Genomic DNA, 16435 nt, shown 5'->3' on the forward strand with positions numbered 1-16435 from the left:
TCTGTAAACTTCCCAAGGAGTAAATACGCCATTTTGGAGACGCTACTCTGCGCTGGGGCGGCGATACTGCTACTATGAACCTCGATCAACCTCTTCTCGATGGTATGCCCCGCTTGATCCAAGCCGGAATGGGCATCCATGTCTCGTCGGCGCAGCTTGCCAATGAAACGTCCCGGCGGGGGGCGCTTGGGGTTGTCTCCCATGTGGCGCTGCGGCATATTGTGGTGGAGGAGGTCCGGCGCGGCGATGCGACCGCGATCGCCCTCGCCAAAGAGTTTCCGATTCCGTGCTACGCCGAAGAGCTGCTGGCCTTTGCTCCTGGTGGCGAGTGGCACAAGCGCCCCGTGCCTCTCGATCTCCCCGACCCGGAGAAGGCCCGCCTGCCCAAGCGCCTCAGCACGATCGCGGCCTTTGTCGAGGTGAAGCGTGCCAAGCTCGGGCATTCGGGGAAGGTCGGGATCAATGTGATGTGGAAGTGCTCCCTGACCGTCTTGCCGTCGATCTACGGTGCGATGCTGGCGGGAGTCGATGCCCTGCTATGCGGCGCGGGGATTCCCATGGAGCTGCCCGATATCGTCGCCAAGATTCGGGCGGGCGAGGACCTGTGCTACAGCCCGCTCCATGGGACGGGGACTCCGGTTGCGCTGGAGATTGCCGCCGACAAGTCCGCCGGTTTTCTGACGCAGTTCGCCGAGCCCAAGCTCCTGCCGATTCTCTCCAGCTTCCCGATCGCCAAGCGCCTGCTGGATGTCTGGACCCGGGAGTTTGGCACGCGGCCCTTTGCCTTTATCCTGGAGAACCACACGGCGGGTGGGCACAACGCCCCGCCGCGCAACAAGACCGACTACACCGACGCCGACGAGCTCACGGGGTACTTCGACAAGGTCCATGCCCTTGGGGTGCCGATCTATGTGGCGGGCGCGTTCCCCGAGGGCGGCTCGCACAACGACTTTGTCTACTGGCGGGAGCGGGGGGCCTACGGCCTGCAGGTCGGCTCGCGCTTCGCGCTCTGCGACGAGTCCGGGATGCGGCGCGATATCAAAGACGAGGTCCTAGCCTACAACGCGCTGGGGGGGGAGCTGGAGACCGCGTTTGGCATCTCCCCCACGGGCTATCCGTTCAAGGTGCTCCCGCTCCCCGGAAGCGCCGCCGACCCGAGTGTCCACGCGCAGCGCCGCCGCATCTGCAACAAAGGCTACCTGATGCAGGCGGAGACCATCGAAAAAGACGGCGAGGCGGAGCTGGTCTATCGCTGTCCCGCGATGCCGTCGCGCCAGTACGAGAAGCTGGGTGGGGATGCCACAGAGATCGGGCCGCGTATCTGCCTCTGCAACTCCCTGCTCTCCACGGCGGGCTTCGATAGCGAAAAAGAAGCGCCGCTGATCACCCTAGGGATCAGCGGCAAGCGAATCACCGAGCGGCACAGCGCCCGAGACGTGATTGAGGATATCTTAGGCCAGGTCGAAGCGGTCTAGGTTCATCACCTTGGTCCAGGCCCCGACAAAGTCCTTGACAAACTTCTCCTGGGCATCGTCGCTGGCGTAGACCTCGGCGAGGGCGCGCAGCTCGGAGTTGGAGCCGAAGATCAGGTCCACGCGGGTCCCGGTCCACTTGGTCTGGCCGGTCTTGCGGTCGCGGCCTTCAAAGGTATCCTTGGCGTCCGAGGTCGGCTTCCACGTGGTCTCGAGATCGAGAAGATTCACGAAGAAGTCGTTGGTTAGGGCCTCGGGGCGCTTGGTGAATACCCCGTGGTTGCCATGACCCGCCTTGAGGACACGTAGACCACCGACCAGAACGGTCAGCTCGGGGGCCGTGAGCGTCAGAAGCTGCGCCTTGTCGATCAGGAGGTCCTCCGCCTTGATGGGATGTCCCGCCTTCAGGTAGTTGCGGAAGCCATCGGCGGTTGGCTCCAGGGAAGCAAACGATGCGGCATCGGTCTGCTCGGCGGTGGCATCGACACGGCCCGGGGTGAAGGGAACCTTGACGCTGTGCCCGGCGGCCTTGGCTGCCTTCTCGACGGCGGCGCAGCCGCCCAAGACGATCAGATCGGCGAGGGAGACCTGCTTACCTCCGGTCTGCGACGCGTTGAACACCTTCTGGATACCCTCCAGGGTGGAGAGAACCTTCGCGAGCTGGGCGGGCTGGTTGGCCTCCCAGTTCCTCTGCGGGGCGAGCCGGATGCGGGCACCGTTGGCACCACCACGCTTGTCGGAGCCGCGGAAGCTAGCGGCCGAGGCCCAGGCGGTCGCCACGAGCTCGGAGACGCTCAGACCGGAGCCGAGGATCTTGCCCTTGAGTGCGGTGATATCCTTGCTGTCGATCTTCTTGTAGGTGGCCGCCGGGAGCGGGTCTTGCCAGCTCAGAACCTCCTTGGGAACCTCGGGGCCGAGGTAGCGGGCGATCGGGCCCATGTCGCGGTGGGTCAGCTTGAACCAAGCACGGGCAAAGGCATCGTTGAAGGCCGCCGGGTCGCTCAGGAAGCGGCGCGAGATCTTCTCGTAGACCGGGTCGAAGCGCAGGGCGAGGTCGCTGGTGAGCATCATCGGGGCGTGGCTCTTCGACGGATCATGGGCATCGGGGACGGTTCCCGCGGCGGCGCTGCCCTTGGGCTTCCACTGCTTGGCACCGGCAGGGCTGGTGGTCAGCTCCCACTCGTACTTGAACAGATTCTCAAAGTACTGGTTGCTCCACTTGGTGGGAGTCGAGGTCCAGGCACCCTCTAGGCCACTGGTGATCGTATCGCCGCCGCAGCCCTTGCCGTAGGTGTTGGTCCAGCCAAGCCCCTGCTCCTCAATACTGGCCGCCGCAGGCTCCCGTCCAACATACTTGCCCGGGTCTGCCGCGCCGTGCGCCTTGCCCAGCGTGTGGCCCCCGGCGATCAGCGCGACCGTCTCTTCGTCGTTCATCGCCATGCGGGCGAAGGTCTCACGGATATCCCGGGCCGACGCCAGAGGATCGGGGTTGCCGTTGGGGCCCTGTGGGTTGACATAGATCAGCCCCATCTGCACCGCCCCCAGCGGGTTCTCTAGCTGGCGGTCGCCGGTGTAGCGCTTGTCGCCCAGCCACTCGGTCTCCGCGCCCCAGTAGACATCCTCCTGTGGCTCCCAGACATCCTCACGGCCGCCGGCGAACCCAAAGGTCTTGAGCCCCGCCGACTCCAGCGCGCAGTTGCCCGCCAGGATCATCAGGTCGGCCCAAGAGAGCTTCTTGCCGTACTTCTTCTTGATGGGCCAGAGGAGCAGGCGCGCCTTGTCGAGGTTGGCGTTGTCGGGCCAGCTATTGAGGGGGGCGAAGCGCTGCATCCCGGCTCCCGCCCCGCCGCGGCCATCGGTGGTGCGGTAGGTTCCTGCGCTGTGCCAGGCCATGCGGATGAAGAAGGGGCCGTAGTGGCCGTAGTCGGCGGGCCACCAGTCCTGCGACGAGGTCATCAGGGCAAAGATGTCCTTCTTGACGGCCTTCAGGTCCAGCTTCTTGAACTCTGCTGCGTAGTCAAATGTCGAGTCCATGGGGTTGGAGAGCGACGAGTGCTGGCGCAGGATATTGAGCTTGAGCTGATCGGGCCACCAGTCCTGGTTGCGCATCCCACGCCCGGCGACGGACTGGGGCGCGGCGGCCTCGGCATGGAAGGGGCACTTGCCCGCCGTGCTCGGTGTTGGCGCGGGCTCGGTGCTGAGGAGATCAGATGGGATGCCGGGGAAGGCGGCGGCGCTGGAGGCAACGGCCCCCGATGCAAGCGAGCAGCCCAGCGCGGCCAGGAATGTCCGGCGGTTGCTCACCAGGGGGCTCTCGTCTTGGGAGGTGGGCTCAGGGTTTGGATTGGTCTCGTTCATGGTGCTTATCGTGTCCTTATTGCCGTCGTTTGGTCTGGAGTCGCATCGACGGCTACGTCTTGTCTGATCCTATTGTCACCGGGGTTGCGGACAAGATCAACGACGGATTTCCGATCCTAAGCTTCGGTTTTTCCGATGCATGAAAACGGCCCGCGCTTAGGCGAGGGCTTCTGGACGCCCACGCTCGGTGGGGGGGACGCTCTCCAGGAGCAGTTCCAGGGAGGGGAGGCGGCGGAGGAAGGCGACTAGGCTCTGGGAGTCGCGGTCGTCTTGGTTGGTCTTGCGGGTCACGAGCGCGATCGTGCGACCGGGGGTGGGCGGGGCGAAGGGGATTGCGCGGATGCTGGAGTCTGGGCGGCGGGTGGCGAGGGCGGGCAGGATCGCACAGCCAAGGCGCGCGGCGACTAGGGCGCGCTGGGTCTCTAGCCCCGCGGCGTGGACAATGCGCTTGTGGGAGAGAAAGCCCGTGCCGCAGGCGGCGAGCACCTGGTCGCGCAGGCAGTGCCCTGGCTCGAGGAGGAGAAGCTCGTCGAGCGGGACATCCTCGACTCTGAGCTGTGCATGCTGGGCCAGCGGGTGCTCGTGCGCCACCCCGAGCCAGAACGGCTCGCGAAAGAGTGGATAGACCGCCAGGTCGCCTTCGTCTTGAGGGAGTGCCAGCAGGGCCGCATCGAGCTGGCGGGCACGGAGCAGGCGCAGGAGGTCGTCGGTGAGGGCCTCGGTGAGAACGAGCTGGAGGTTGGCGTAGGAGGCGAGCAGGCTCGGCAGGATCAGAGGGAAGAGGTAGGGAGCCAGGGTCGGGAAAGCCCCGAGGCGGAAGCGGCCACAGAGGGGCGCGCTGGCGTCCTGGAAGGTCTGGGCGAGGAGGGTGGACTCGTCCAGGACCACCAGCGCTTGCCGCACGACACTCTCGCCCTCCGGGGTGAGGGAGACACTGCGGCTGGAGCGGGTGAAGAGTGGCTTGCCAAAGGCGGCCTCGATCTTCTTCACGGTCGCGGAGAGAGTCGCCTGGCTCAGGCCAAACTCCTCCGCAGTGCGGGCAAAGTGCCGGCGCTCGGCTAGGGTGACCAGCAGGCGCAGGTCGCGCAGGGAGAGGTTCTCGATCCGATCCATCGGGCTATCGTAGCACACGAAGGGATCAATTTAAGCCATCTGAACCTCTCCGACGACTTCAATGCCATGGCCCTCTAGGGTCGCTTCACGGATCCGCGCAGTCCAGTTGGAATCGCCCTCTGTCACAATCAGGCCCTTGATCCCGGTGCGCCACGCCTGCAAGACATGGTTGGGGTCATCGTCGAAGACCATCTCCTGGCCCTCGAACGGCGGCCACTCCACCTGGGTGGGGACCCCAAAGTGATCCAGGCCGAGGGTCTTGAGCTCCTTGGAGAACCGCTTCTGTTTCTTCTGTGCCTTTTGTTGGAGCCGGCGCTTCTCCTGCTCTACCGTGATCACCCGCTCGACCGGGAGCCCACTCAGGCGGCACCAGAGCCAGAGCTTGGCTGGGTGTTCCGCTGCCGTGGAGTAGAGCGTCAGCGAGTGACCGGCCCGTGCGAGGTCTCGGAGGAGGGCGCGTGCCTCCTGACGGACTTCCCCACGAAACGAGCGGTGTGTCAGTGCGGGTTGTGCATTGTCCGAGGTCTCTTCCCCTTTGCGGAGAAGGACACCTTCCAGGTCGAGTGCTATCTTCATGATGGGCGTTCCTAGTAATTATAGTAGTATAGCAGTCTACACATAATCTGGACAAGTCTGTACAAGTCTACGGACAGAGCGCCGCAAGGAGCCCATCACACGCACGGTCGAGGAGCTGGTAGGTCAGGGCGAAGTTGCCGTCGTACCACGGGTCGGGGACTTCGTCGTAGCCGAGGTCAGGGGCGAACTCCAGGATGGGGCGCAGGATACCGGTGGGCACCCCAAGACGCTGGACATCGCGGAGATTGTCGTGGTCCATCGTGAGGAGGTAGTCAAACTCCCCCAAGTCTGCGCCGGTGAGCTGGCGGGCACGGATGCCGGAGAAGTCAATCCCGTGCTGGTGAAGAATCTGCTGTGTCCCCCGGTGTGGCGGCTCGCCGGCGTGCCAGCCCCCGGTCCCTGCGGAGTCGCACGTGAGCTGGTGGGCGAGCCCTGCGAGCGCTACTTTATGGCGAAAGAGTGCCTCGGCCATGGGGGAGCGGCAGATATTGCCGAGGCAGATAAACAGGACACGGGGCATGGGGCAGCTTGGAAGGTGCTACTCGACCGAGAGAATCTCGAGGGTCATCGAGCCGCCGGGGGTAGCGACCGTGACGGTCTCGCCCACTTTCTTTCCCATGAGCGCGGCCCCCACGGGCGAGGCGACCGAGATCAGGTCGTTGATCGGATCGGCCTCGTAGGAGCCCACGAGCGTGTAGGTGAACTCATCGTCGAACTCGGTGTCACGGACGCTGACCTTGGAGCCCATTCCGACGATACCACTGCCGGGGACGCTCTCGGGGACGATCATGGCGCGCTCTAGCATGGCCTGGAGGTCGGCGATCCGGCCGCCGATAAAGCCCTGCTGGCGCTTGGCGTCTTGGTAGTCAAAGTTCTCGGAGAGGTCCCCGAGGTCCCGTGCCTCACGGATACGCACGGCAAGCGCGGGCATCTCGACGCTGCGGAGGTGCTCTAGCTCGTCTTCAATTTTCTTCTTGCCTGAGGGGGTCAGGACGATTTCTTCTGCCATAGTCTTTCCCTGGGAAAAGCAAATTGCCCCGAAAGTGTTCGGGGCAGTCAGGCGATTATACCAACCAACCTTAGTTCGGTCAAGAAAAAAGAAAAAAAGTTAAGTCCGTAGTGTTGACAGGGAGGTAATACAGCGGTAAATTAAGAGTTCGTGCCACAAGAGGAGTATCCGCAAAAAGCGCCTCTGGCGAGTGGCTTTTTTGGGCTCGGGAAGGGGAGGTCAGTGTACCCCGACCGTCCTAACCGATTTGCCCGAACTAGGAGGGGTTCCAGTCCGTATGGAAATTCAGCATCAGGCTAAGCGTACCGAGCATGCCGCCCCGATCCCCAATCTTGTCGAACTTCAGCTAGATTCATTTCGCTCGTTCCTTGAAGAGGGGTTGCATGAACTGTTCCGATCTTTCTCTCCCATCTATGATTTTACTGGCCAGACGGCCATTGAGCTTGTAGATTTTACTCTGGGTGAACCAAAGCATTCTTTGGAGCAGTGCCGGTCACGTGATGTGACCTTTGAAGTGCCGATCAAGGCCAAGGTACGACTTACCAGTCCCGGCCAGGAAGTGATCGAGTCCGAGGTCTACCTGGGCGATCTGCCGTTGATGACCGAGAAGGGGACATTTGTGATCAATGGCGCCGAGCGCGTCGTGGTGTCACAGCTCTCCCGTTCGGCAGGTATCTACTTCCGCGACTCTCTGAGTAACTTGCTGGAGTGGCAGTTCTTCGCTACCTTGATCCCTTCCGAGGGACCTTGGGTGGATATCGAGACCGACGGCGGTGCGATCACGGTGCGTATCGGCCAGAACAAGAAGTTCTCGATCATGACCCTGCTGCGTGCGCTACATGCCTTCGATGTAGCCTCGCCTGAGGGTGAGTTTGTGATCGAGTTCCGTGAGCTCGTGGGCAAGACCCTCGCCGAGCCGATTATCGACGAAGTGACCGGTGAGGTTCTTCTGGATAAGGGCGCGGTGGTGACCACCGACGACTACCGGAACCTGCTGAAGGCCCTGGGCGGTGAGCAGGCGGTTCGTACCCGCAAGACCAAGTGTCTGCTGACGGGCTTCGACCTGGAGACCGACAGCCAGCTCTTGGACCACTTTGGCACTCGGGTGAGCCTGAGCAGTGCGGAGTTTGACCAGACGGACGAGGACCCGGAGGCGCGCTGGCGCTACGCGGCGACCGATCTCTACGACGGTGCCGGTAAGCTGATTGTCCCCGCCTATGCCCGCATCGACCGTGAGGCGGCCAAGAAGCTCATGGTGATGGACCAGACCGGTGTCGAGGTCATTGAAGTTCATCGCTTCATCGGCCTCTCGCTCGCCATGGAAGAGTCCAAGATCACCGACCGCAAGAGCGCGCTGCACGATATCTACCATAAGATTCGTCCGGGCGATCCCGTGACCGATGAGTCGGCCAAGGCGCTTCTGCACTCGATGTTCTTCGACACCCGCCGCTACGACCTGGCGAAGGTGGGACGGCACAAGCTCAATAAGAAGCTGCGCATGACCCTGCCGCTCTCGGTGCGTACGATCACTAAGTACGACCTGATCGCGGTGATCGAGTACTTGATCGGGATGCAGGAAGCCTCCCGCCCCGATGCGTCGGAAGAGCTCAAGATGCGCTTCACCACCGACGATATCGACCACCTGGAGAACAAGCGCGTTCGCTCCGTGGGCGAGCTGCTCTACTCGCAGCTGCGCATGGGCTTCCTCCGCATGGAGAAGGTCGCCAAGGAGCGTATGACCCAGTACGATGCGGAGAATATCATTCCCCAGGTCGTCCTCTCGGTCAAGCCAGTCAGCGCCGCGATCAAGAGCTTCTTTGGCTCGTCGCAGCTCTCCCAGTTCATGGACCAGACCAACCCGCTGGCCGAGCTCACCCACAAGCGCCGTCTCTCGGCTCTTGGGCCGGGTGGTCTCTCCCGCCAGAGTGCCAAGCTGGAGGTCCGCGACGTCCACCACTCGCACTACGGTCGTATCTGTCCGATCGAGACCCCGGAAGGTCCCAACATTGGTCTGATCGGCTCGCTGGCCGTCCATGCCCGTGTGGACCCGTTTGGCTTTATCGAGACGCCCTACCGGCGCGTGATCGACGGTAAGGTCTCCCGTGAGCTGGACTGGCTCCCGGCCGACAACGAGCACCACTACCATATCTGCCCCGCGAGCGTTCGGCTCAACGAGGACGGTAGCTTTATCACGGCTCAGGTGCAGGTGCGCCACAACCACGAGTACCCGTATGTCCCCGCCAAGCAGGTAGACTACATGGATGTCTCGCCCCAGCAGCTGGTCTCGGTCGGTACGAGTCTGATTCCCTTCCTGGAGAACGACGACGCCAACCGAGCGCTGATGGGCGCGAACATGCAGCGCCAGGCCGTGCCGACCCTGCGCCCCGATGCCCCGCTGGTCAAGACCGGTATGGAGCGCCGTGCGGCTCTGGACTCGGGCGCGATCATCGTCGCCAAGCGCGGCGGACGGGTCAAGAAGGTCACGAGCGAGGAGATCATTATCGAGACACGCGAGGGGCGGATCGACCGCTACTGGCTACTCAATATGATCCGCTCGAACCAGGCGACCTGTATCACCCAGCGCCCCGTGGTCGAGCCCGGTCAGCGGGTACGGCAGGGGCAGGTTCTCGCCGATGGTCCCTGTACCGACGGCGGTGAGCTGGCACTGGGGCAGAATGTCCTGGTCGCCTTCATGCCCTGGAACGGCTACAACTACGAGGACGCTATCCTGCTCTCTCGTCGTATGGTCAAGGACGATGTCTACACGTCGATCCATATCGAGAAGTACGAGGCCGAGGCCCGCGATACCAAGCTGGGACCCGAAGAGATGACCCGCGACATCCCCAATGTCGGTGAGGACGCTCTCAAGGACCTGGACGAGGACGGGATCATTCGGATCGGAGCCGAGGTCCGCAGCGACGATATCCTCATCGGTAAAGTCGCACCCAAGGGCCAGGGTGAGCTCACGGCAGAAGAGCGCCTGATTATCGCGATCTTTGGCAAGAAAGCTGAAGAGACCCGCGACGTCTCGCTGCGCGTTCCGCACGGTGAGAAGGGCAAGATTGTCGATGTCAAGGTGTTCTCGCGCTACAAGTACAAGGACGCCAGCGGCAATATCTTCAACTTCTCCAAGCGCCCGGACTCGCTGGAGTCCCCCTACGATGGCTCGGAGCTGGAGCGGCTTGCGCCCGATGAGCTCCAGGCGGGTGTCAATAAGCTGGTCCGTGTCTATATCGCCCAGAAGCGAAAGATCATGGAAGGCGACAAGATGGCGGGACGTCATGGAAACAAGGGTGTGGTCTCCAAGATCATGCCCGAGGAGAACATGCCCTTCCTGCCCGACGGGACCCCGGTCGATATCGTGCTGAACCCGCTTGGCGTGCCTAGCCGTATGAATATCGGACAGATCATGGAGACCCACCTTGGGCTGGTCGCCAAGGAGTTCGGAGCCCAGTTTGTGGAGCCGATCTTCGAGGGGTCCAACGAGGAAGAGATTCTCAATGAGATGGGCCGCTTCGGTGAGAAGCGCCGCCGCGAGATGCTGATCCGCTATGTCAAGAGCGATCTGGAGCTCACGGTAGACTTCCCGGAGGTCGGGGAGGGTGGCCAGAACCTGGAGGACCTGCTCGGTCCGATGGAAGCGGCTCTCCGTGACCTGGAGTCTGAGGAGCTAGAGCGTGTCTCGACGATCCTCGCAGGACCCGAGGTGCCGGAGGAGATTCCTGCCGACTACCCCTACGACCTGCTGATCGACGAGATTCGTGACCGTGTCTGGCGCCGCGTGGGCTTCCACGAGGACAAGTGTAAGATGGACCTGCGCGATGGTAGAACGGGCGAGAGCTTCAACATGCCGGTGACGGTCGGAAATATCTACATGCTCAAGCTGGCCCACCTTGTCGATGACAAGATCCATGCCCGCTCGACCGGTCCCTACAGCTTGGTTACCCAGCAACCCCTCGGAGGGAAGGCACAGTTCGGTGGACAGCGGTTCGGTGAGATGGAGGTCTGGGCTCTGGAGGCGTACGGCGCTGCCTACACGCTGCAGGAGATCCTTACCATCAAGTCCGACGATGTCCTGGGCCGTGTGAAGACCTACGAGTCGATTGTCAAGGGCGAGCCCATGCTCGAGCCCGGTGTGCCGGAGTCGTTCAAGATCCTGGTCAACGAGCTCCAGAGCCTGGCGCTCAAGGTGACGGTCGAGGACGCCACGGGCGCTGAGATCGATCTGAAGGACAAGGACGAGGACTTCCTCGACGACGAAGCCAACCGCCGCCGTGCGCAGATTCGTCGCCAGCAGGAGTCAGAAGACCTGCTTCTGAGCTAGTTTGTTTTTCTAAGAGTTGGTTGGGCCCCGTGCTCTTCAGCTGAAGAGTGCGGGGCAATGCCTTGTTTCCATGGAAGGAACTTCCGAAAGGGAAAAAATGGCCGACGCTAGTACATTTGATAAGATTCGTATCGGGATCGCTTCGCCCGATCAGATCCGCACCTGGTCCTACGGTGAGGTAAAGAAACCCGAGACCATCAACTACCGAACCTTCAAGCCCGAGCGCGATGGGCTGTTCTGCGAGAAGATCTTCGGGCCGACCAAGGACTGGGAGTGTCACTGTGGTCGCTACAAGAAAGTCAAGTTCAAGGGAGTGGTCTGTGACCGCTGTGGGGTCGAGGTCACCCGTGCCAAGGTCCGCCGCGAGCGCATGGGGCACATCGAGCTTGCCTCGCCGGTCTGCCACATCTGGTACCTGAAGGGCGTCCCCTCGCCGCTGGCGCTTCTTCTGGACATGACCCCGCGTCCGCTGGAGAAAGTGCTCTACTTCGCCAGCTATATTGTCACCGAGATCGACAAGCAGCGCATCAACGCCGGGATGGAGCAGTTCCGCCAGGCCGTTGAGCAAGAGATTCAGCAGATCGAGGAAGACCGCGATGTTGCTATCGTCGAGTGGCGCGAGGAGATCGCCCGCGAGATCGCGCTGGGCCGTCCGGTCAACCCCGAGGCGATGTACAACGAGGACGGCGAGGAGCTAGAGGTCGAGCGGGTCGCCTACACCGAGGAAGAGATCGCCGATAAGTACAAGTACCTCGACGATCGCATCCAGCAGGAGAAGAAGGACGCCGAGGAGCAGGCTCTGCTTCTGCGTGCGAGCCTCGACAACCTGCCCAAGGTCGAGAAGAAGATGCTCGTGGCCGAGGACGACTGGCGCGCGATCGAGCGTCTGGTCGAGGTCGTCAGCCGCCGTGTCGATGAGAGCCTGGAGGATATCATTCAGGCCGGTCTCGGTGGCGCCGCGATCAAGAAGCTCCTGATGGAGATCGACCTGGACTCGCTCCAGCGCTCGCTGAAGAAGGAGATTGAGGAGACCCAGGGGCCCAAGCGCCTCCGCGCCATCAAGCGTATCGAGGTGGTCAATGCCTTTATCGACTCCAAGAGCCGCCCCGAGTGGATGATCCTGGACGCCGTTCCGGTGATCTCGCCCGAGCTACGCCCGATGGTGCAGCTGGACGGGGGACGCTTTGCGACGTCGGATCTCAATGATCTCTACCGCCGTATCATCAACCGCAACAACCGCCTGAAGAAGATTCAGGAGATTCGCGCCCCCGAGAGCATCGTCAATCACGAGAAGCGGCTCCTGCAAGAGGCTGTGGATGCGCTGATCGACAACGGTCGCCGCACCCGCCCGGTGACGGGAAGCAATGGCCGTGCGCTCAAGTCGCTCTCGGACATGCTCAAGGGTAAAGAGGGCCGGTTCCGCAAGAACCTGCTCGGCAAGCGCGTAGACTACTCCGGTCGCTCCGTGATCGTCGTTGGGCCCGATCTGCACCTGCACGAGTGTGGTCTTCCGAAGGAGATGGCGCTGGAGCTCTTCAAGCCCTTTGTGATGAAGACGCTTGTGGAGCGTGGTTTTACCAGCAACATCAAGACCGCCAAGCGCATGATCGAGCGCATGCGGCCCGAGGTCTGGGACGCGCTGGAGGAAGTGATCAAGGAGCATCCCGTGATGCTCAACCGCGCTCCCACCCTGCACCGTCTGGGAATCCAGGCCTTCGAGCCCAAGCTGGTCGATGGCAAGGCCATTCAGCTGCACCCGCTGGTCTGTAAGGCCTTCAACGCGGACTTCGACGGCGACCAGATGGCTGTCCATATCCCGCTGTCGTCGTCGGCGCAGGCAGAGGCCCGCGTCCTGATGCTCTCCACCCACAACCTGTTCTCGCCCGCCGATGGCTCGCCCATCGTCTCGCCGCAGCAGGACATCGTGCTGGGGGCGTTCTTCCTGACGATGGACAAGCAGACCGAGATCGAGCCGAGTGGGGACATGACTGAGCACGTCGGCCGTGTCGTCGCCCGCGATATCGTGGATAAGAGCACCGGGACGGTCCTGGTCAAGTCGGGGCGCTACTTTGGCCCCGATACCGCGGCGGCGATCGCGGCGGCACCGGCCAACTTCGGTCCGCTGGTGCTGGGGGCAACCCACCCGCCGTTTGCCGACCCCACCGATGCGATCCAGGCCTACGACAATGGGCTCCTGGACCTGCACGACTACATCTCCGTGCGCCTCAAGCCGGGTGAGGGCCTCTCTGCGATCACCGCAGGGCGCCTGATCTTCAATGAGATCGTCCCCGAGGAGATTCGCTTTGTCAATGCAGCGCTGGACAAGAAGACCATCACGGCTACCATCGCCTCGGTCTACCAGAACTGCGGCCATGAGCGGACGATCCAGTTCCTCGACGACCTCAAGGCGACGGGCTTCAAGTGGGCGACCAAGGGAGGCATCTCCTTTGCGCTGACCGACATGAAGTCACCGGAGAGCCGCGCTCGTATCCTGAAGGACACGGAAGACGCGGTCAATAAGACCAATACGCAGTACCGCCGCGGTGTGATCTCCCACGCCGAGCGCAAGCAGCGCGTTCTGACCCTCTGGACCGATGCAACCACCCTGATTGGTGATGAGATTGTGAAGGCGATCGAGCCCTTCAACCCGATCTCGATCATCACGACCAGTGGTGCCCGTGGTTCCAAGAAGCAGATCTCGCAGCTCTCCGGGATGCGTGGGCTCATGGCCGACCCGTTTGGAAACATCATCGACTCGCTTCCGGTGAAGTCGAACTTCCATGAGGGGCTGACGACTCTTGAGTACTTCGTGACCACCCACGGAGCCCGTAAGGGACTCGCCGACACCGCGCTTCGAACCGCGGACGCCGGCTACCTGACCCGGCGCCTAGTCGATGTCGCGCAGGATGTCATCATCCGTGAGATCGACTGTGGCACCGAGAACGGTATCTTTGTCGGGGAGGTGCGCGACGGCAACGACGTGATCGAGATGCTCCACGAGCGCCTCCTGGGTCGCACGTCGCTGGAGGACATCGCCCATCCTGAGACCGGTGAGCTGATCATCGCCAAGGGCGAGATCTTCACCGATGTGATCGCCAAGAAGGTTGCCGGGAGTGGGGTCAAGCGTGTTGGCCTGCGCTCGGTGCTGACCTGTGAGTCGCGCCAGGGTGTCTGTGCCACCTGTTATGGCAAGGACTTGGCTATCGGCAAGCTGGTCGAGATCGGGGTTGCGGTCGGAATTATCGCCGCCCAGTCGATTGGTGAGCCGGGGACCCAGCTGACGATGCGAACGTTCCATACGGGAGGGGTTGCCACCGCGCACTCGCTTACCGGTGTTGCGGGAACCAAGCGCCAGCGCACCCAGAACCTCCAGATGCTCTTCCAGGACCAGCAGAGTGGACACATCTCGCTGGGTACCGAAGAGGGCAGCGAGCGTGAGAAGGCCCGCCAGGTTCAGGCCCTCCTGAAGGTGGCGGAAGAGCAGGTCGGTGGACTCCTTCGTGTCGTGGAGCTCTTCGAGGCCCGAAAGCCCAAGGGTGAGGCGATTATCTCCGAGTTCGGTGGAACAGTCGCCGCGATCCCGATGGAAGGTCTGCGTAAGGTTGTGATCCACTCGCCCCTCAAGGTGAGCGAGGACAACAAGCCCATGACCGGCCAGATCGCTGCCGTCTCGATCGTCAATCCCGCCAACAACGAGGAGATCGTCCCGGCGGGCAAGGACCTCGTGGACCGTGATATCCGCAAGATCCGCGAGGCGGGGCTTGAGAGCATCCTGGTCCGTAAAGAGATTGTGGTGCCCTACCGTGGTGAGCTCAAGGTCAAGGAAGGCGATGTCATCGAGCCCGGTGATCGCCTCACCGACGGCCCGCTCAACCCGCAGAAGGTCCTGGAGCTCCAGGGGCTACGCGGTATCCAGGAGTACCTGGTGCGTGAGGTCCAGAAGGTCTACAAGCAGCAGGGCGTGGACATCAACGACAAGCATATCGAGGTGATCGTCCGTCAGATGCTCAAGAAGCGCAAGCTTGTCGAGCCGGGCAACAGCGAGTACCTGCACGGCCAGCTCGTCGATCGCTTTGAGATCGAGGATGCCAACCGCAAGATTGAGAAGCGCGAGCAAGAGGCCGGGATTCCGGGCAAGCCCGCGACCTCGATCCCGGTGCTCCTGGGAATCACTGAGGCATCGCTGGCGACCGAGTCGTTCCTCTCTGCGGCGAGCTTCCAGAAGACCACGCGTGTTCTGACCGAGGCAGCTGTCCGTGGCAAGCGCGACAACCTGATCGGCCTGAAGGAGAACGTCATTATCGGGCGGCTCATTCCTGCAGGAACCGGTCTGGCGCAGTACCGCGCTCTTGAGGTCACCAGCGCCGATGGTAGCGCCATTGGCCTGCTCGAAGTGCCGGACTTCCCGCTCTCCAGCGAGGCATCGACCATCCCGGCTCCGGTCCGTGGGCTCGATGATGCTCGTCAGCTACTCGGTGGCGATCTTCAGATTGAGGAACCTGTCGAGGCCGAGAGCTAGTCTAAACCGATAAGTTCGTTGACAATCCCTCCTCCGTCTCTGCGAAGGGGGGATTTTTTTAGAAAGGGATACAGATGATAGTTGCAACGACGCTGGTCGCCATGATGCTCGCGACCGCTCCCCAGGGGACCAAGAAACCCACCCAAGCCAAGCCCGCTACCAAGTCCGCCGCCGCCGCTAGCCTGCCGGCCAATGTCGTGGCCCGCTACAATGGGATTGATATTACGGTCGATGACATCCGCCAGCAGGTCAACGCCACCCTAGCCCGCAAGGTCGTGCCCGATCTCATCCAGCGTGCTGTGATCGAGAAGCAGGCCAAGCTCGCGGGGGTGACCGTCACCGCTGCCGAGCTCGCCACCAAGGTCTCGGAGGAGCAGGGGAAGGTGATCTCTCAGATGGCGCAGAGCACGGGGGTGATGATGAAGTTCGACCAGATCACCCGTGAGTATGGCTTGACCGAGGCCGAGATCAAGGAGAGCGTCCGCCTCAACCTTCTGGCCCGTAAGGCCTTTGAAAAGTCCATCGCTAAAGAGCTGCCGTCGCTGGATGGCCAGCTCCACCTTGCCCATATCCTGATCGCCACGGTTCCGTTGGCACCTGGTCCCGAGACCCAAACCCCGCTCACCAAGGAGCAGCAGGACAAGAAAGACGCCGATCAGAAAGTGCGTCTGGAGCAGATCATCACCGATATCAAGGGCGGCAAGCTCAAGTTCGAAGACGCTGCCAAGCAGTTCTCCGACGACAAGGGCTCGGGGGCACAGGGGGGAGACCTTCCCTGGGCGGGCAAGGGCACCTTTGTCCCGGAGTTTGAGAAGGCTGCCTTTGCGCTCCAGAAGCCGGGAGACATGAGTGTCCCCGTGAAGAGCCAGTTTGGCTGGCACGTCATCAAGCTTATTGCCAAGGGCTCCGATGCCAGCGCTGCCGAGAAGGAAAAGTACCGCAAGGAGCAGCTCGCACAGCGAACCAGCCAGCCCCAGGCGGTCCAGCAGTGGCTCGCCGGGCTCTCCCGTGGGGCGAAGATCACGTTCAATACCAACGCCAAGGTCTATAAGTAGGCTAAGGGA

At 62.3% G+C, this 16435-nt stretch carries 9 protein-coding genes; 4 read left to right on the plus strand and 5 right to left on the minus strand.

The annotated features are described in order from the left end of the window. The first annotated feature begins 74 nt into the window (after positions 1 to 74). A complete protein-coding gene (locus HNQ39_RS25545; RefSeq protein WP_184203429.1) occupies positions 75 to 1475 on the plus strand; it encodes a beta/alpha barrel domain-containing protein in 1401 nt (466 codons plus the stop codon). On the opposite strand, the gene katG is transcribed toward HNQ39_RS25545, so the two are convergent. The 5 genes from katG to greA form a co-directional block, all read right to left on the minus strand. Then, positions 1452 to 3830, minus strand: coding sequence for a catalase/peroxidase HPI (katG, locus tag HNQ39_RS25550; RefSeq protein ID WP_184203430.1), 2379 nt, complete (start codon positions 3828 to 3830; stop codon positions 1452 to 1454). The genes HNQ39_RS25545 and katG overlap by 24 nt on opposite strands. Positions 3831 to 3986: 156 nt before the next feature. Beyond that, positions 3987 to 4943 carry a LysR family transcriptional regulator gene (locus tag HNQ39_RS25555; protein WP_184203431.1) on the minus strand — a complete coding sequence of 319 codons (957 nt, stop codon included), beginning with the start codon at positions 4941 to 4943 and terminating at the stop codon, positions 3987 to 3989. 30 nt (positions 4944 to 4973) lie between these two features. Then, complete coding sequence (locus HNQ39_RS25560; protein ID WP_184203432.1) at positions 4974 to 5519, minus strand: hypothetical protein; 546 nt, start codon at positions 5517 to 5519, stop codon at positions 4974 to 4976. A gap of 67 nt (positions 5520 to 5586) precedes the next feature. Beyond that, positions 5587 to 6039 (minus strand): low molecular weight protein-tyrosine-phosphatase, encoded by a 453-nt coding sequence (locus tag HNQ39_RS25565; protein WP_184203433.1) that lies wholly within the window; start codon positions 6037 to 6039, stop codon positions 5587 to 5589. Positions 6040 to 6057: 18 nt separating this feature from the next. Then, positions 6058 to 6528 (minus strand): transcription elongation factor GreA, encoded by a 471-nt coding sequence (gene greA / locus HNQ39_RS25570; protein WP_184203434.1) that lies wholly within the window; start codon positions 6526 to 6528, stop codon positions 6058 to 6060. 277 nt (positions 6529 to 6805) lie between these two features. Here greA and rpoB point away from each other — a divergent pair, with 277 nt between their 5' ends. From rpoB to HNQ39_RS25585, 3 genes are all read left to right on the plus strand, one after another. Continuing rightward, the gene (rpoB, locus tag HNQ39_RS25575) at positions 6806 to 10852 is read left to right on the plus strand and encodes a DNA-directed RNA polymerase subunit beta (protein ID WP_184203435.1); all 4047 of its coding nucleotides are present in this window, start codon (positions 6806 to 6808) and stop codon (positions 10850 to 10852) included. Positions 10853 to 10949: 97 nt separating this feature from the next. Continuing rightward, positions 10950 to 15371 (plus strand): DNA-directed RNA polymerase subunit beta', encoded by a 4422-nt coding sequence (rpoC, locus tag HNQ39_RS25580; RefSeq protein ID WP_184203436.1) that lies wholly within the window; start codon positions 10950 to 10952, stop codon positions 15369 to 15371. Positions 15372 to 15445: 74 nt separating this feature from the next. Further along, positions 15446 to 16426, plus strand: coding sequence for a peptidylprolyl isomerase (locus HNQ39_RS25585; protein WP_184203437.1), 981 nt, complete (start codon positions 15446 to 15448; stop codon positions 16424 to 16426). The last annotated feature ends 9 nt before the right edge of the window (positions 16427 to 16435 follow it).

It is taken from the genome of Armatimonas rosea (genome assembly GCF_014202505.1).
Taxonomy (GTDB): Bacteria; Armatimonadota; Armatimonadia; order Armatimonadales; family Armatimonadaceae; genus Armatimonas; species Armatimonas rosea.